Source organism: Vibrio sp. 397 (genome assembly GCF_033339395.1).
GTDB classification, from domain to species: Bacteria; Pseudomonadota; Gammaproteobacteria; order Enterobacterales; family Vibrionaceae; genus Vibrio; species Vibrio alginolyticus.
Genome location: NZ_JAWOUN010000004.1, coordinates 158,747 through 176,356 on the forward strand (window position 1 = coordinate 158,747; position 17,610 = coordinate 176,356).

The window sequence follows — 17,610 nt, forward strand, 5'->3', positions numbered from 1 at the left end:
ATACGCTTGCACTTCGTTCCGATATATCTAATTATTTAAAACAAACGTTCAGAATTACTTAACGGTGGGGTATGGCAAGTCACATTTCTCTTAAACAACTGAAAGTGTTTACGACGATCACGCAGCACAAAACGCTCACAGCGGCTTCTGATAGTCTCTTTTTATCGAAAGCCGCAGTGAGCATGGCACTCTCAGAATTAGAAAAGCAGATCGGCCATCACTTATTTGATCGTGTTAATAACCGACTGATTTTGAACCAAGAAGGTCAAAAACTACTGCCACTGGCGGATGAATTACTCAACCGAGCCAAGGACATCGAGAGCATTTTCGATGGTGACCAAGCGCTATCGGGCCAACTTCGCATTGGTGCCAGCGACACCATTGGCAACCAAGTCGCGCCCTATTTGCTTAGCGAATTTCGTCAGCAAACGAACCATCGTTCTCAAAGTCTGTTCATTTCTAACTCCGCACAAATCTGCGACATGCTGACCGATTACGAGTTAGACATAGCCCTCATTGAAGGCAAAACACTTCACCCTGAATTGCAGTCTACCCAGTTTAGCGAAGATGAAATGTGCGTGATTTGCGCGCCCAATTCCCCAGCCGCGCACGAAGGGCCAGTAAACTTAACCGAGCTAGAAAACAGTGAATGGATATTGCGAGAGGCAGGCTCTGGTTCACGCGAATTTTTTATGCGCGTTGTCGCGCCGCGCTTGGAACATTGGCATGAAGCTTTTCAGCTCAATACCACCGAAGCGTTGATCAACTCAGTATCGGCAGGGTTAGGCTTGGGCTGTTTGTCACGTTTGTCTGCAGAACCTGCTATTCGTGACGGCCGCGTAAAACTGCTCGACATGCCTTTAGATATGAAACGTCGCTTCTGGTTACTGGTTCATAAAGAGAAATATCAAAGCCCATTGCTCAAAACGTTTATCGAATTTTGCCAAGATTGGGAGCGACCAACAAACCTTCCTTTGGCGGACAAATCCGCAAAGTGAAACCAAGATAGTTTAAATGCTAGTCAGTTAGTTGTACGTGTCTCTCATTCTGAGGCTTGTCGCTAGACTTGATTGGTCAAAAACTGTATAAAAAGCCAGTATCAATACACCAAATTAGGGGACCAACCATGGCTGTAATCGTCAAGTACGTGGTAGAACGCAATGGAGAAGAGAAAATGACTTTTACCTCTAAAGCGGAAGCTGACGCATACGACAAAATGCTGGATATGGCAGACGAGTTATTCTCACTGCTGGGTAAAAGTGAACTTCTAGAAGACGAAGGTAAGCAAGAAGATCTTGCAATGTTCCTTGCGCAAAACAAAGAAGAAGTGCTTTACGCTCTTGGTGCAAAACGTAAACCTGCACCAAAAAAAGCAAAGAAGCTTGAAGCTGTTGAAGAAGATAGCGAGCAAGAAGACGCTGCATAAGCCTCTTATTTGTTTAGAAAAAACGTCGCATTATGCGGCGTTTTTTTATTCCTTCCGTTTATCTCCATATATCTCTGAGAATATAAAGAACCGATTTAATATCCCAAATTGCTCTAAATTTCATGTTGCGGATTAGTGTGACTTAGATCTAGTCTAAATGGGTCCGGTGATGGGGTGCCACCGGAATCGAAAGATTCGAACCGCTGTTAAAGCTAATGACTCCTACAGAAACGAAAACAGGTCAGCCCTGTTGGAAGTGCTTTCGCTTATGTTGTGAAAGCGAGAGTTCTGTAGTGAGCAATTCAACTCTTCTCCAACCCCGCACCTGTTTTCTCAAAAATTAAAAAGATATCCAAAATAGTTGTTAACTCAACAAGGCGACAAACGCATGAACCTCCTGAACATAGTTTTCTATTTGATGGAGCGAATAAGAGCAGTCAACGCCGTTGAGACTGACAAATAGGCTGGATATCGTACACTGGGAAAACATTATGCAATATTCACACGAAATCCAATCAATGTGCCCGATTCAACGCGGCGAGCTTCATGCATCTGCACCGATCCCTGTTGAAGGCGCAATGATCAATCCAAAAGACGTTATCGCGATTTCTGGTCTTAGCCACGGAGTTGGCGCTTGTGCTCCTCAACAAGGCGCAGCAAAACTGACCCTTAACGTCAAAAACGGCATCATCGAAGAAGCTTTGATCGAAACGATCGGCTGTTCAGGCATGACTCAATCAGCAGCGATGGCCGCAGAAATCCTAACAGGCAAAACCATTCTTGAAGCACTGAATACCGACTTGGTATGTGATGCTATTAACGTCGCGATGCGCGAAATCTTCCTTCAATTTGTTTACGGTCGTACGCAATCTGCTTTCTCTGAAGGCGGCTTAGAAATTGGTGCGGCATTGGAAGATCTTGGTCAAACTCAACGCAGCCAAGTGGGTACTAGCTACTCAACCAAAGCAAAAGGCGTGCGTTACATGGAGTTGGCTGAAGGCTATGTAACAAAACTCGCGCTAGACGAAAACAAAGAAGTGATTGGTTACCAATATCTCAACCTAGGCAAGATGATGAAAGCCATCAACGAAGGCGTATCTGCTGCAGAAGCCGCAGACAAAGCGACGGGGACTTACGGTCGTTTTGACGAAGCCGTAACTACCATCAACCCACGCCAACAATAATTGCCACCAAGAGGAAAGAGATTATGAACACTCCAATTACTGAATCTGTACGTCGCACATTAGACGAAATGCAACTTTCTTCTCTGGAAGAGGCTTACCAATACTGTATGGATCGTGGTATCGACCCTAAAGCACTAGTGATGGACACTCAACCTATCGCGTTTGAAAGCGCTGCCGATGCCTACACGCTAGGCACTGCTTTGGCGATTTTCCGCGTAGCAAAAACAGCTGAAGAAGCTGCAAACATCATCGGTGAAGGCCTTCAAGCCTGCACAAAACCAGGCAGCGTCGCAGAACAACGCCGAGTGGGTATCGGTCACGGTGCATTGGCGGCTCGTCTATTGAATGAAGAAAGTGGCTGTTTCGCTTTCCTTGCGGGCCATGAGTCATTCGCAGCGGCAGAAGGCGCTATCAAAATCGCATTGAACGTGAACAAGTCACGAAAAAATCCGTTGAAAGTTATCCTAAATGGCTTGGGTAAAGACGCCGCTTACCTAATCTCACGCATCAATGGTTTCACTTACGTACGCACTCAGTACAACTACCAAACTGGTGAGTTAGTGGAAGTAGAACGTCGCCGTTTCTCCCAAGGTCCACGTGGTGAGATCCTTTGCTACGGTGCAGACGATGTGCGTGAAGGCGTGGCTATCATGCATAAAGAACAAGTGGATGTGAGCATCACTGGTAACTCAACCAACCCGACTCGCTTCCAACACCCTGTAGCAGGCATCTACAAAGCAGAACGTAACCGTGAAGGCATGCCTTACTTCTCTGTGGCATCAGGTGGTGGTACTGGTCGTACTCTACACCCAGACAACGTGGCGGCAGGTCCTGCCTCTTACGGCATGACAGATACCTTGGGTCGCATGCACGCCGATGCGCAATTCGCGGGTAGCTCTTCAGTACCAGCACACGTAGCGATGATGGGCTTCATCGGTATGGGCAACAATCCAATGGTAGGGGCAACGGTTGCACTTGCAGTAGAGGTCGGTGAGCTAAGCCTCTAAGTCGATTTATCGCTTTACTATCCAAAGTCAGTAAATCCAACAAACCCAGTGTAGGGGGAGTGACTTCGGTCCTCCCCTTATTTTTTTGCGATGCTCCCTTCTCCCACTTCACTGTGTCTCTGCCCAAAATCGGCCTGATAAGGCTTTTGCGACACATTTCTCATCAGACAAACATATCTCTAAAAAGACAAAAGGTATCCATCTACGGACTTTCTCCATTTCCCCTCTTTAAACTCCCCAACACTCTCTTTATGATGACCGACAACTTAATTATTTCTTGTCAGTGAACAGACGAGACACAAGACTCAACACATGGAGATCAACTATGGCTTTCTTCTCTCTAGCCTTTGGTACGGCAACTAAAAACCGCGACGGCAAAATCATCGAAGCGTTTTTCCCAAACCCAGTTCTTAACCCAAGCGAAGCGCTTGTTAACGCACTAGCAGCAGTAGCAGGTTATGAGCAAGGCAACCAAGCTATCGAGATCTCTGCAGCACAAAGCGCAGAACTGGCAGCAGCATTTGAAGCAAACGGCGATGCGGCAAACGCTTCTTTCGCAGCAAAAGCAGCAGAATCAGCACAACCACTTGTACTGGTTATCCTTGCAACTGACGAGCAGCCACAAAGCGTTGCTGAAGGTTTCCTAAAACTTCAACTTATCTCTAATCGCCTAGTTCAACCACACGGTACGGTACTAGACGGTATCTTCGGTCTACTACACAACATCGCATGGACTAATGAAGGTCCAATCGACCTACCTGAACTAGCAGAGCGTCAAATCGAAGCTCGCCTAGCGGGTCGTGCACTAAGCGTAGATTGCGTAGACAAGTTCCCTAAAATGGTGGACTACGTGGTACCAACTGGCGTTCGTATCGCTGACACTTCTCGCGTACGTCTTGGCGCACACGTTGGCGAAGGCACAACGGTAATGCACGAAGGCTTCATCAACTTCAACGCGGGTACAACAGGCGTGAGCATGGTTGAAGGTCGTATCTCTGCTGGCGTAGTGGTTGGTAACGGCTCTGACATCGGCGGCGGCGCATCTATCATGGGTACGCTATCTGGCGGCGGTAAAGTTGTGGTTTCTATCGGTGAAAACTCTCTACTAGGCGCGAACGCAGGTCTTGGCTTCCCAATGGGTGACCGTTGTACTATCGAATCAGGTCTGTACGTAACTGCTGGTTCTAAAGTGCGCATGCTAGATTCTGCAGGCCAAGAAGTAGAAGTTGTGAAAGCCCGCGATCTTGCTGGTGTTTCTGACCTACTGTTCCGTCGTAACTCTGTAACAGGTCAAATCGAGTGTCTTGCAAACAAGAGCGCGGTTGAACTGAACAGCGAACTGCATAAAAACAACTAATTCATTCGTGAATTAGCCCTACGAAAAATCCCCCAGCAGGAAACTGTTGGGGGATTTTTTAGCTTACAGCAAAATGCGTGATTACTGATTTAAAAAGCTGACCGCTTTATCTGGGAAATCAGTAAACAAACCATCCACTTTTACTTGGTTGTAGTACACATCCATCATGCCTTCAAAGCTGTCAGTGTACGCTGGAATGCGTCCTGGATCGGCGCGGAACGTGTATGGATGCACTTGCAAGCCAGCGTCTTTTGCAGCCTTCATCAACGGCTTGATGATGATATTGTCTTTGGTTGACTTATCATCCACCAGCATCGGCTTCCAAGGTCCAATTCCTTCCGCGTAACTCGCTACTTTCTTCATTCCGTCGGCTTCGAACATCCAGTCATAACTGTATGGTGTTGCCTTGTCGCCTTTGTACACCATAGTTTCGTTCCAGTCCGTGTAAGCCATAAGCTGAACGAGCTTTAAGTCCATGTCCATTGCAGGCATGAGTTCACTGTTGATGCGTTGAAGTTCATTCGCATCAAAACACTGAAGGTAGACTTTGTCGTCTTGAGAGCCGTAACCGTACTGCTTCAAGACTTTAAGTACTGCTTTAGAAATGTCCTTACCTTCATGACGATGGAACCAAGGCGCTTTAATTTCTGGGTAAATACCGATGTCATAACCCAGCGTTTTGTTTAAGCCTTGGATCAGCTCAATCTCTTCAGCAAACGTCGGCACGGTGAAGTCAGATTTCCACATAGGGAATCGGGTTGGATAGCCCGCTACTTTGTTGCCTTTCTCATCGATGTTGAACCCTTCGGTAACTCGCAAGGATTTGATTTCCGCCAGAGTGAAATCAATCGCGTAATAACGACCATCTTTACGTGCACGATCAGGAAAACGCTCCGCAACATCCGTTACGCGATCGAGATAATGGTCATGCAACACGACCAACTGGTCGTCTTTCGTCATTACCACATCTTGCTCTATGTAGTCAGGTTTCATTGCGTAAGCAAGTGCTTTGGCTTCTAGCGTGTGCTCAGGCAAGTAGCCCGATGCGCCACGGTGCGCAATGACAAGCGGCTTCGCAATCGCACCAGCAGAGAGGCTAAGTGCTAAAAAAGTAAGACATACTGACTTTGTTTTCATTGTTATTTCCTTGATAAAGCGAAGAGGCAGTATTCCACTGCCTCTTTAAATAAATATTACGCTAGCGCTTCCTTCTCGCGCTCTTTTTGCTCGTGGTGCGCACGTTCACCTAAGAAGGCGTACATCAAACACACGATAGAAGTAATACAAGAACCCACTAAGATGATAAAGCCACCATCCCAGCCAAAGTGGTCTACGGTGTAGCCCAAAATCGCGTTTGCGGCAACTGCCCCACCCAGGTATCCAAACAAACCAGTAAGACCAGCGGCAGTACCTGCGGCTTTCTTCGGAGCGAGTTCAAGTGCGTACAAACCGATCAGCATAACCGGACCATAGATTAGGAAGCCAATTGCAATAAGCGCCATCATATCTACTGTTGGGTTGCCCGCAGGGTTAAACCAATAAACCATCACTGCAACTGTCACTAGCACCATAAATAAGATACCAGCAGGTGCACGACGACCTTTGAACAATTTGTCAGAGATCCAACCACACAATAGTGTTCCTGGAATGCCAGCCCATTCGTATAAGAAATAAGCCCATGACGATTTATCTACCGAGAAATCCTTCGCTTCTTTTAGGTAAACAGGTGCCCAGTCCAGTACGCCGTAACGAATTAGGTAAACAAATGCGTTTGCAATTGCAATCGACCAAAGAAGTTTGTTGTTGAAGACGTATTTGAAGAAGATTTCCTTCGCTGTCATTTCTTGTTCATGGGACTTGTCATAGTCATCTGGGTAATCGTCTTTGTATTCTTCAATAGGAGGCAGACCACAAGACTGAGGGGTATCGCGAACCGTCATCCAAACAAACACAGCAACCAACGTGGCGAAAAATGCAGGAACATAAAATGCAGTGCGCCAATCATCGTTAAATGCCCACAGGCCAAGAATAAATAGTGGACCAATCAAGCCACCACCCACGTTGTGCGCCACGTTCCAAACCGAAACGATCTCACCACGCTCTTTACGTGACCACCAGTGCACCATGGTTCGGCCACAAGCAGGCCACCCCATCCCTTGGAACCAACCGTTTAAGAAAAGCAAAATGAACATCGCAGTGACGCTACCAGTCGCCCATGGCATAAAGCCAAAGCAAAACATCACTAATGCAGACATCAATAGGCCGCCACTAAGGAAATAGCGAGGGTTGGAGCGGTCTGAAACGCTGCCCATTAGAAACTTAGAGAGACCATATGCAATGGAAACAGCTGCCAAGGCGACACCTAAGTCTCCGCGGCTAAAGCCTTGCTCGATAAGATAAGGCATCGCCAAACTGAAGTTTTTACGAACTAGATAGTAACCGGCGTAGCCAACAAAGATACCGATAAAGAGTTGCCAACGGAGGCGAGAGTAGGTGCTATCGATGCTGCCAGGGGACAGACGATCAATGTGCGCCTTAGGTTTGAATATTCCAAACATAGGAACCTCATTATTTTGTATGCGATGGTAAAAACACAAAAGGAGCGAACGAAACAAAATAAATCTTCGTTCGAAAGTTCATGAATTGTATGGAGTTAGGATTTTATTTCTGTGACAAATGTTGCACATGGATTAAATATAAGTAAATACAGTAAATTATATGAGCATTAATTAGATCATCGTTCAACTTTACTCAAGATTCGTTAATATGAAACTGATATTCAAACCTCTCACTTGAGCATTCCAATTCGAAACCTTTGAAACAAAGGCTCGAATTAGAACATAAACTAACCGTAAAAAGGGCGATTTACGCCTGCCCTACTCGCTCCGAACCAACTAATAACTAAAAAGCTGAAAAACGATCACGTTTAGCATCAAACGAAATAAAAAAAACAATTTTTATTTGAATACAAGCCGAAGCAATGATTCACAAACACAAGACATTAACAGCGTTTATTCTCTTCTCAACTCATCCTATTGGTACCAATGGGATGACGATTTTTTCTAAAAGTCCAAACATGACAGCGTATTTTTTATATCACTGCTATCCCTTGATACATTTGACATTCCGCTACTCCTTTAGGGTTAATTGCTACACAAGTTCTGTGCAATAAGTCTCCAAGCACGTAGCAGCTTCACAAAACTCCTCTTACCAGTTGTGCATTCTTTTTCACATCGGTAATTTGAGCGCTCTCAACACTGGCCTCGTGACAAATAAATTATTTTCGTTGTGTTCTTTTCCGGTTAAAAGATGCGCCATTTAACAAAAACGAAGACTTTGATTAACAAATTTATGCTCAAACGCTCACTTTTAACGCTCGTTTGTTTTCGTAAACGTTTATATATGCACAATAGTATCGTGCTAGACAGGCAAAAATGATCAAAGGACTTTTAACATGACAACGAACAAACACCCCTCTCTGCTTGGAGAATGTTTGGCCGAGTTTATCGGTACAGGACTACTTATTTTCTTCGGCGTAGGCTGTGTTGCAGCCTTAGTTCTAACAGGCGCATCATTTGGACAATGGGAAATCAGTATTGTATGGGGCTTCGGTGTCGCCATCGCTATTTACTGTACGGCTGGCGTCTCTGGTGCACACATCAACCCTGCCGTTACCATCGCACTTGCTATGTTCCATGGTTTTGATAAGGCGAAAGTGGTGCCATACATTATCGCTCAAATGCTTGGGGCATTCTGTTCTGCTGCATTGGTATACAGCTTATACAGCAACCTTTTCACCGACTACGAAATCGCTCATAACTTCGTTCGCAGCAGCCAAGATGCACTAGCAACTGCTGGTATCTTCTCAACCTATCCGCATGCCTCCCTCTCTTTCTTTGGTGCTTTTGCTGTGGAATTCGTTATCACTGCTGTGCTGATGTTTGCGATTCTGGCTCTGGGCGATGAAAATAACGGCGCGGCACGTGGCGCAATGAACCCTCTATTGATCGGTATTTTGATTGCCGTCATCGGTGGTTCACTTGGCCCACTAACAGGCTTTGCGATGAACCCTGCTCGTGACTTTGGACCAAAGCTGTTCGCTTACTTCGCTGGTTGGGATTACGCTCTGACAGGTGCTAAAGACATTCCTTACTTTATCGTGCCTTTACTTGCTCCGATTGCAGGTGCGTGTTTTGGTGGTTGGTTGTATCCAAAAGCGATTGCCGCTTACCTTCCACAACAAGGTCACGGTTGCACGATTCCAAACCAATGTGAGACGGAAGAAGAAACAGAAGAAGCTAGAGCTTAAAACTGACGTAACTCGAACATTTACTAAAATATAAATAACGAAACAAAAGGATTCTTACCATGACTGAGCAAAAATACATTGTTGCCCTAGACCAAGGTACAACAAGCTCTCGCGCAGTGATTCTTGATCATGATGCGAACATCGTAAGCGTCGCGCAACGCGAATTTACTCAGATTTATCCAGAAGCTGGTTGGGTTGAACATGATCCAATGGAGATCTGGGCAACACAAAGCTCTACCTTAGTAGAAGCTCTAGCTAAGTCTGGCATCCGTAGCGACCAATTAGCGGCTATCGGTATTACTAACCAGCGTGAAACGACTATCGTCTGGAACAAAGAAACAGGTAAACCCGTTTACAATGCGATTGTATGGCAATGTCGCCGTACTGCTGATATCTGTGAAGATTTAAAAGCACGCGGTCTCGAAAACTATGTACGTGACAACACTGGTTTGGTGCTTGACCCTTACTTCTCCGGTACCAAAGTTAAATGGATTCTGGACAATGTTGAAGGCGCACGAGAAGACGCAGAAGCAGGTAAGCTGTTGTTTGGTACTGTCGATACTTGGTTAGTTTGGAAGATGACTCAAGGTCGCGTTCACGTAACCGACTACACTAACGCATCGCGTACCATGCTGTTTAACATCAACGATCTATGTTGGGATCAAAAAATGTTAGATGAGCTTGGCATCCCAGCATCTATGATGCCAGAAGTGAAGCGCTCATCGGAAATTTACGGTAAAACCAACATCGGTGGTAAAGGCGGTACTCGTATTCCTATTTCTGGAATCGCAGGTGACCAACAAGCGGCGCTTTACGGCCAAATGTGTGTTGAAGCGGGTCAAGCGAAAAACACTTACGGTACGGGTTGTTTCTTGCTAATGAATACTGGCCAAGAAAAAGTCACTTCGACACATGGCCTTCTAACTACTTTGGCTTGTGGTCCTGCAGGCGAACCAGCTTATGCACTTGAAGGCGCCGTATTCATGGGTGGAGCTTCTATCCAATGGCTACGCGATGAATTGAAAATCCTAAACGGTGCAGAAGACTCTGAATACTTCGCGACAAAAGTGGATACATCAAACGGCGTTTATGTCGTGCCTGCATTTACTGGTTTAGGCGCTCCATACTGGGATGCCTACGCACGTGGCACGATTGTCGGCCTTACTCGCGGTGTGAATTCAAACCATATCATCCGTGCAACATTGGAAGGCATCGCTTATCAAACTCGTGACGTACTGGATGCGATGCAAGCTGACTCAGGCATTAAGCTTGCGAACCTTCGCGTCGATGGTGGTGCAGTAGCGAACAACTTCCTAATGCAATTCCAATCCGATGTATTGAACACAGAAGTACACCGCCCTCAAGTAACTGAGGTTACCGCTCTTGGTGCAGCCTACCTTGCCGGCCTTGCAGTTGGTTACTGGGATAGCATTGATGAGTTGCAGAATAAAGCGGTACTTGATCGCACCTTTGAGCCACACGATGATGAAGAAAAACGCAATCGTCGTTACAAGGGCTGGAAACGTGCAGTGAAATGTGCACAAACCTGGTCTGAACTTCACGACGAAGAAGATTAATCTCATCTCCATAAGAAAAAAAGAGCGCCATTTGTGCGCTCTTTTTGCGCTTTATCCCCGATTCCTGAACTCGCTTACTTCTCACAACGAGCAAATTCGAGCACAATAGAGCTTCGAATTTGAAGCATTGGCCGTTACCAATGCACAAGGGAGTGGTAAGTGAAGCAAATACCTCGACACCAGCAGATTGTTGAGCTGGTGAAAAAACAAGGCTATGTCAGCACGGATGAGTTAGTAGAAAGATTCAATGTCAGCCCACAAACCATCCGACGCGATCTCAATGAACTCGCCGATGACAACAAAATTCGTCGTTATCACGGTGGAGCCACTATTCCTCTCAGTTCTGAAAACACATCTTACAACACGCGTAAAGCGCTCAACTTCAATGAAAAAGATGTCATTGCAGACGAGGTAGTCAAACACATTCCAGATGGTGCCACACTATTCATCGATATCGGCACCACACCAGAAGCAGTTGCGCGAGCGCTCAATAAAAACCATAAACAGTTGCGTGTTGTCACCAACAACATCAATGTTGCGACCATTCTTTTCCCTAACCCTGAAATCAAAGTCATCTTAGCGGGTGGAGAAGTCCGCAGCAGAGACGGCGGTATTGTTGGCGAGGCTACCCTCGATTTCGTTAAACAGTTCCGTCTCGACTTTGGTATTCTCGGCATTAGCGGTATCGACTTCGATGGCTCGCTATTAGACTTTGATTACCACGAAGTCCGGGTCAAACAAGCGATCATTGACAATAGCCGTAGTGTATTTCTTGCCGTAGACCACACCAAGTTCGGGCGCAATGCTATGGTGAAACTAGGCAATATTGCACAGCTCAACATGATCTTTACCAATAAGCAGCCACCAGAAGAAATCTTGTCAATTTTGAAGGAAGCTTCTATCCCACTTGAAGTGGTTGAAGCTAACGAATCAAACTCCGAAAACGAGTAACGTCAATCGTATAACTCCCCCTCAAATGACCTCTGTCTTAATTAGACAGAGGTTTTTTTTGTGTCTAAATCACACAAAACGCTCACAAACGAAAATAATAGATGATCACAAACGAAACCTGAGCTAGGATTACATTATGTTCTAAAATGCTCGTTCGCTCACCAAGAGGTCAAATTTATGAGTATACAAAATAATGCTTCCACTACTAGCTCATCCACTACCTTAGACTTGATCGTAATCGGTGGCGGCATTAACGGAGCTGGTATTGCAGCAGACGCAGCTGGCCGAGGTTTGAGTGTTGGCTTATATGAAGCACATGACTTCGCATCTGCGACTTCTTCAGCAAGTTCTAAACTGATACACGGCGGTTTACGCTACCTTGAACACTACGAATTTCGTTTAGTTTCGGAAGCGCTCGCAGAGCGTGAGGTTATTCTTCGTAAAGCACCACACGTCGCATTACCAATGCGTTTCCGTTTACCGCATCGCCCATTCCTACGCCCAGCTTGGATGATTCGTTGTGGCCTTTTCCTTTACGATAACTTGGGTAAACGTACGACGCTGCAAGGCAGTAAAACCGTCAACCTTGCGAAATCTGGCTTGCTAAAACCAGAGATGAAAACGGGTTTCGAATACTCTGACTGTTGGGTTGATGATGCACGTTTAGTATTACTGAACGTTCTTGCGGCTCGCGAAAACCATGCTGAAGTGCGTAACTACTGCCGCGTGGAAAAAGCACACCGTGAAGGTGGTATCTGGCATGTTACTATTCACGATGTGATGACAGACCAACGTTTCGAACGTAAAGCGAAAGCGTTAGTCAATGCTGCGGGGCCTTGGGTAAAACAGTTCTTTGATGATGGATTAGAGCAAGCCTCTCCTCGTAACATTCGCTTAATCAAAGGCTCGCACATCGTTGTTCCTCGTATCCACAACGAACCGCAAGCCTACATTCTTCAAAACAAAGACAATCGCATCGTATTTATGATTCCTTACTTAGATAAGTTCTCAATCATTGGTACAACAGATGTGGAATACAAAGGTGACCCACGTGAAGTGTCGATCTCAGATGACGAAGTCGATTACCTCATTGATATCGTAAACCAACACTTTGTCCACCAGTTGACTCGCGAAGATGTAGTTTGGACATACAGCGGTGTTCGTCCTTTATGTGACGATGAATCTGACTCTCCGCAAGCAATCACACGAGACTACACGCTAGAGCTCGATGCGGAATACGACCATGCACCTCTGCTTTCTGTTTTTGGTGGTAAGTTAACGACCTACCGTAAGTTAGGTGAAGCAGCAATGAAGAAACTTGCTCCGTTCCTACCTGAAATGGGTAAAGACTGGACGGCCAACCAAACCCTTCCTGGTGGTAACTTCAGCTGTAGTCGTGAACAATTAGCGAAACAAATTCATGCTAAATACACTTGGGCGCCAGAAGCATTGATTCTTCGTTATGTCACTCAGTTTGGTACCCAAACGTGGAACTTAATGGAAGGTACAACAAGTGAAGCTGACTTAGGACAAACGTTCTCGACACAAGCCGGTGGTGTTTACCAACGTGAGATCGATTACTTAATGAACCATGAAATGGCAATGACCGATGAAGACATTTTATGGCGCCGTACTAAGCTTGGTCTTTACATGAACGAGGAAGAAAAACAGGCCTTAACGGACTATTTAAAGAAAAAGCTACAACAGAAAGTGGTTAATCTTTCTCAAGTTGGCTAACAGCTCCCCTCCCTCCCCCCACAATAAAGCCTGCTTAGTTGCAGGCTTTTTGTTTTGTTGTTTAAGCACAACACCTTGGTGCGCTCCACTCGATTGCAAATAAGAACAACTATTCATAGACATTTGGCATTAAATACAATCATACTCATTTGAAAAATAATGCATCAATGACTTCAGAGTACCGTACTCAGAGCATTGCCTCTGTATGGCAATGCAATTCTCGCGAAAGAAGTATCTTGAGGTTATTTTGGTATCGGCTCAAACAAGGAAAAGAAAATGGGTTTTATGATTGAACATTGGGACTTCTCAACCCCAGAAGCAACTCAACAATCCACCACGGCAGAGCAAATTCAAGCTAAGCATTGGTACCATTGCGAACGGCTGCATCCTGATATTCGTGGTTGGCTGGAGCAAAACCAAGTACCTCGAGCTACGGTTGATCATCTATTAGCCGACGAAAGTCGACCATCTTTCCATCCTTTGGATGACGAGAACTTCATGTTGATTTTACGAGGCGTCAATATGAACGGCAATGCATCACCAGAAGATATGCTTAGTATTCGAATTCTCTACTTTCAAGGCGCACTCATTTCAACTCGTAAAATTCCATCACGCGCGATCATGGAGATTCGCCAAGCATTAGCGGAACACAAAGGCCCAAAAAGTCTTGCCAGTTTACTTCATCAGATCATTGAAGGATTAAACAGTAAAATAGACATTTACCTTGATACGATTGAAGAAACACTAAACCAGTTCGACGTGAATGATGAGTCGACGTACAAACATATGGCGACTCAAAAAGCACTGATTTCTATCAAGCGTTTTATTCGCCCTCAGCAGTACGCTATCCGTGATCTTGTGGAGTCAGAATCAGAATTGATTGCTTTGAGACCTCATCAATATCGCTTCGCACACAATAATATTACGCGCATAAATGAAACACTTGAGTTTTATCTTGGAGAAGTGGCGCTTTTCCAAGAAGAGATCAAACATCATCGTGATGAGAAAACCAATAAAAACAGTTACCTGTTTACTTTGGTAGCAACGATTTTTCTACCAACCAGCTTCTTAACAGGTTTACTCGGTATCAATGTTGGTGGAATGCCAGGCGTGGAATCCACCATGGCATTCACCTGGTTCTGCATCGCCTTAATTGTCATTTTTGGTCTAGAGTGGTGGCTATTTAAACGCTTGGGGCTCACGAATAAAGCGGACGACGAAGACGAATAAACACTAAACCTATAAAGAACAAAAACCAAAAGAGGAGCACGCGGCTCCTCTTTTCTCTACTCACATTAGAATCTTATCCGGGGTGACCATCCACACGAGGGGTCACAAGCATCACACCAAAGCGCCACACAAATAGCCCAAACGCAACAATCCATAATCCGCCGCTGATATCAATCCACAGTATCATGTTCGCTGGATCAAAGATCACGGCGAAACTGCGAACCAAAGCTGCCGCGGTAATTGCTGCAAACGCAAGGCTCATGTTTGGCCCTTTGTAGATCATGCGACCAGTATGTCCCATCGTCACCCGTGTAATCATCGCTAAAATCAAACCGCCTAACGCACCTATCGCAAACAGGTGAATGAGGTTATGGCTGGCAAATGCATCTCCCCAGACGCCTCGCAAAATTAAGCTTAGTGGTAAACACAAATACGCAGCATGCAGCGACCACACTAAAGGCTCGCTCAGGGTTAACCAAGGTTTCCAGCGAACAAAACGCACCAACTGAGCAACACCTGCAAATAGCATCAAAGGACTACCTAGTTCTGCAAACGTCACAGGGAAAAAGCTCAGCACAAATAGCATTACCAATGGCAAGTTCGCGAACCACTCTAACCAAGCCAATGGTTGCGCTTTTTCGAAATTAAATCGACGCGCAGTAAAAAATGGAATCACACGTCCGCCCATCACTGACAACAGCAAGGTAAACCACCACAGCATTGCTTGCCACACCGCTGAAGAGCTAAAGGGCGGCATACCTTTTATCGTTGCGTAGCTTGCAAAGTTCGCAAAGATGGCTAAAAGAAACAGTGGAACGAAAAACAAATTACGCCAACCTTTGGCTCGATACACACGAATGCCCACCTCATAGGCGACAAACAGTAAAAATACCGCTTCGATACTGCTGGTTAACCATAACGGTGCTGGTGTCCAAAGCAATATGCGGGGCACTAACCACAAGCCAAATAAAGCCAGAAGCATGTAATGCTTGGTACCATTAATGCCAGTCCAGTTTTGTACCGCGGTCAGTACAAAGCCAACTACAATGGCCATCGAAAAACCGAACAACATTTCATGTACGTGCCACCACAATGCAGGCACGGCTAATGCGTTTGGCTGTCCGCCTTGGAACATCCACACCCACAACGCAATCGCAACAATGGCGTAAATCGACCCAAACAGAAAAAACGGCCGAAAGCCTAATCGCAGCCATGCGGGGATTTTTTCTTCTACTTTTTTATCGGTGATATTCAGCATTATCTTGCCCTCAAGCGTCTCTCGATGCTGGTTAACTCAACTACATATTGATGCTACCATAAACATGTATAAAAAATACATGTTTATAATTAAGATTATACTTAAGAGGTAAAGTTGTGCTTCAGATGCGGGTTAGGTATAAACATGAGAGGCACAACTATCAGTTAAGGGATGCAACGACAATGTACATATTTGGCTATGGCAGTTTGATTAATTCTGCGTCGCGTAAGTTAACCGGACAAACGGGAGAAGCCATTCCCGTCATAGCACATGGGTTGGTTCGCTACTGGGGGAAGATTGACGACAGCTACAGCCTCTCTCCATTAGTGGTGAACCAAGGCGATGGACAGGTTAATGGCGTTTTACTCGAAGTAAATGAAGAAGCGCTCGCAGAATTCGACCGCCGTGAGCGAGGTTATCATCGTATTCAACTTCAGCCAGATCAAATCGAAACAGATGCGAGTTTTAACCAAGAACATGACATTTGGGTTTACGTAAAAGACGAGCCACTACCACCATGCGAAAAGAGCCCAATCATGCAAAGTTATGTTGATACCGTACTGGCAGGTTGCTTGGAAGTTTCCCACGCGTTTGCAGAGCATTTTGTGCGTCACACCATTGGCTGGCAACACGCGAAAGAAAATGACCGCCACCAACCCAAATATGGCAACCTTGCAGGCGTACAAGATCACCATTATGAGTTGATTGATAATCTAATAAAAAAAGGAGCCTAACGGCTCCTTTTTAGTATCTATGTTTTGCTTACGCGAGCTTAAAACTTGTAATCAACACCAACGTACAGGCTGTCAAAATCAAAATCTTCGCTGCCACCGTTTTCGGCATCAATACTTACCGAAGAAGCACGGTAGCCACCAGATACAACCAAACCTGAAGCGAACTCATAACCAGCCTCAACACCGTAGTTAAAGCCTACATCACGACCATCATCGGTAACAGTGCTAGATGATTTCACTTCATAAGAAACACTCATTACACCAAGGCCAGCAATCGCACCAACATAGAAGCCTGTACCTGCAAATTGGTATTTAGGCTTCGCATTGAAATTGAACGCAGAAGCATCAACACTAAATTTAACCGGCCACCCCATGTAAGAAAATGTTTCTTCAAAGTCGCCAAAGTATATGTACTCACCTTCAAAAGCTAGTTTGAAGTTTTCTGAATATTGAAGCTCTTTACCTACAGCAAGGCTAAGACCTGTCGCAGAAAGATCTTTTGACAAGCTTTTAACTTTAAGATCTGAATTTACCAAATCAGCACCAACATACCAGTTACCTTTTGCTTGAACTGATGCTGAAGCAACCACTGCACCTAAAGCCAATAATGGCAATACTTTTTTCATTATAATTTCCTAATTTTTCATACTGTTAGACAGCTTTTAAAAGCGCGGAGATTATAAATAGAGTTGAATACTTTCCTATTGATTTGTTTATAAAATGAGACACAAAACATAAACATGAACAATAAAACGTTTGCTTGATTAAACTCTAAACAGCTCGAGTCCTATTAAGTACTAGAGTTACCACAAGTAGCAAGTTTCCAAACCAGTCGCGTTT

15 protein-coding genes and 1 riboswitch are annotated in these 17,610 nt (G+C 45.2%); of the genes, 11 read left to right on the top strand and 4 right to left on the bottom strand.

Features of this window, described 5'->3' with window-relative positions; genetic code table 11:
- Nucleotides 1–71 precede the first annotated feature (71 nt).
- The 5 genes from R7P36_RS08530 to dapD all read left to right on the top strand — a co-directional run bounded on the left by R7P36_RS08530 (nt 72) and on the right by dapD (nt 4,974).
- Complete coding sequence (locus R7P36_RS08530) at nt 72–998, top strand: LysR substrate-binding domain-containing protein (protein WP_017636009.1); 927 nt, start codon at nt 72–74, stop codon at nt 996–998.
- A 128-nt stretch (nt 999–1,126) separates the two neighbouring features.
- Nucleotides 1,127–1,426 (top strand): YebG family protein, encoded by a 300-nt coding sequence (locus R7P36_RS08535; RefSeq protein ID WP_005380208.1) that lies wholly within the window; start codon nt 1,127–1,129, stop codon nt 1,424–1,426.
- A 156-nt stretch (nt 1,427–1,582) separates the two neighbouring features.
- Nucleotides 1,583–1,658: riboswitch (Fluoride riboswitch) on the top strand.
- Between the two features lie 259 nt (nt 1,659–1,917).
- Nucleotides 1,918–2,610, top strand: a complete 693-nt coding sequence (locus R7P36_RS08540) for an iron-sulfur cluster assembly scaffold protein (protein WP_005391710.1) — start codon at nt 1,918–1,920, stop codon at nt 2,608–2,610.
- Between the two features lie 23 nt (nt 2,611–2,633).
- Nucleotides 2,634–3,617 (top strand): GGGtGRT protein, encoded by a 984-nt coding sequence (locus R7P36_RS08545; RefSeq protein WP_005391709.1) that lies wholly within the window; start codon nt 2,634–2,636, stop codon nt 3,615–3,617.
- A 325-nt stretch (nt 3,618–3,942) separates the two neighbouring features.
- Nucleotides 3,943–4,974, top strand: coding sequence for a 2,3,4,5-tetrahydropyridine-2,6-dicarboxylate N-succinyltransferase (gene dapD, locus R7P36_RS08550; RefSeq protein ID WP_005391708.1), 1,032 nt, complete (start codon nt 3,943–3,945; stop codon nt 4,972–4,974).
- Between the two features lie 81 nt (nt 4,975–5,055).
- Here the strand turns inward: dapD and glpQ are convergent, their stop codons facing one another.
- Both glpQ and glpT read right to left on the bottom strand, forming a co-directional pair.
- Complete coding sequence (gene glpQ, locus R7P36_RS08555; protein ID WP_005380201.1) at nt 5,056–6,111, bottom strand: glycerophosphodiester phosphodiesterase; 1,056 nt, start codon at nt 6,109–6,111, stop codon at nt 5,056–5,058.
- A gap of 56 nt (nt 6,112–6,167) precedes the next feature.
- On the bottom strand, nt 6,168–7,532 hold the full coding sequence (gene glpT / locus R7P36_RS08560; protein WP_005380199.1) for a glycerol-3-phosphate transporter: 1,365 nt from the start codon (nt 7,530–7,532) through the stop codon (nt 6,168–6,170).
- A gap of 896 nt (nt 7,533–8,428) precedes the next feature.
- Here glpT and R7P36_RS08565 point away from each other — a divergent pair.
- The 5 genes from R7P36_RS08565 to R7P36_RS08585 all read left to right on the top strand — a co-directional run bounded on the left by R7P36_RS08565 (nt 8,429) and on the right by R7P36_RS08585 (nt 14,778).
- On the top strand, nt 8,429–9,283 hold the full coding sequence (locus tag R7P36_RS08565; RefSeq protein WP_005380195.1) for an MIP/aquaporin family protein: 855 nt from the start codon (nt 8,429–8,431) through the stop codon (nt 9,281–9,283).
- Between the two features lie 59 nt (nt 9,284–9,342).
- The gene (gene glpK / locus R7P36_RS08570; RefSeq protein WP_005380193.1) at nt 9,343–10,860 is read left to right on the top strand and encodes a glycerol kinase GlpK; all 1,518 of its coding nucleotides are present in this window, start codon (nt 9,343–9,345) and stop codon (nt 10,858–10,860) included.
- 159 nt (nt 10,861–11,019) lie between these two features.
- Complete coding sequence (locus tag R7P36_RS08575; RefSeq protein ID WP_005380192.1) at nt 11,020–11,811, top strand: DeoR/GlpR family transcriptional regulator; 792 nt, start codon at nt 11,020–11,022, stop codon at nt 11,809–11,811.
- 177 nt (nt 11,812–11,988) lie between these two features.
- A complete protein-coding gene (glpD, locus tag R7P36_RS08580; protein ID WP_005391703.1) occupies nt 11,989–13,548 on the top strand; it encodes a glycerol-3-phosphate dehydrogenase in 1,560 nt (519 codons plus the stop codon).
- Nucleotides 13,549–13,824: 276 nt separating this feature from the next.
- Nucleotides 13,825–14,778: a CorA family divalent cation transporter gene (locus R7P36_RS08585; protein WP_005391702.1), complete on the top strand. Its 954-nt coding sequence runs from the start codon at nt 13,825–13,827 to the stop codon at nt 14,776–14,778.
- Nucleotides 14,779–14,851: 73 nt separating this feature from the next.
- On the opposite strand, the gene R7P36_RS08590 is transcribed toward R7P36_RS08585, so the two are convergent.
- Nucleotides 14,852–16,036, bottom strand: a complete 1,185-nt coding sequence (locus R7P36_RS08590) for an NnrS family protein (RefSeq protein WP_005391701.1) — start codon at nt 16,034–16,036, stop codon at nt 14,852–14,854.
- Nucleotides 16,037–16,218: 182 nt separating this feature from the next.
- On the opposite strand from R7P36_RS08590, the gene R7P36_RS08595 reads away from it, so the two are divergent.
- Nucleotides 16,219–16,770 carry a gamma-glutamylcyclotransferase family protein gene (locus R7P36_RS08595; protein ID WP_025768214.1) on the top strand — a complete coding sequence of 184 codons (552 nt, stop codon included), beginning with the start codon at nt 16,219–16,221 and terminating at the stop codon, nt 16,768–16,770.
- A gap of 38 nt (nt 16,771–16,808) precedes the next feature.
- Here R7P36_RS08595 and R7P36_RS08600 read toward each other — a convergent pair whose 3' ends face one another.
- Nucleotides 16,809–17,396, bottom strand: a complete 588-nt coding sequence (locus R7P36_RS08600) for an outer membrane beta-barrel protein (protein WP_017820436.1) — start codon at nt 17,394–17,396, stop codon at nt 16,809–16,811.
- Nucleotides 17,397–17,610 lie beyond the last annotated feature (214 nt).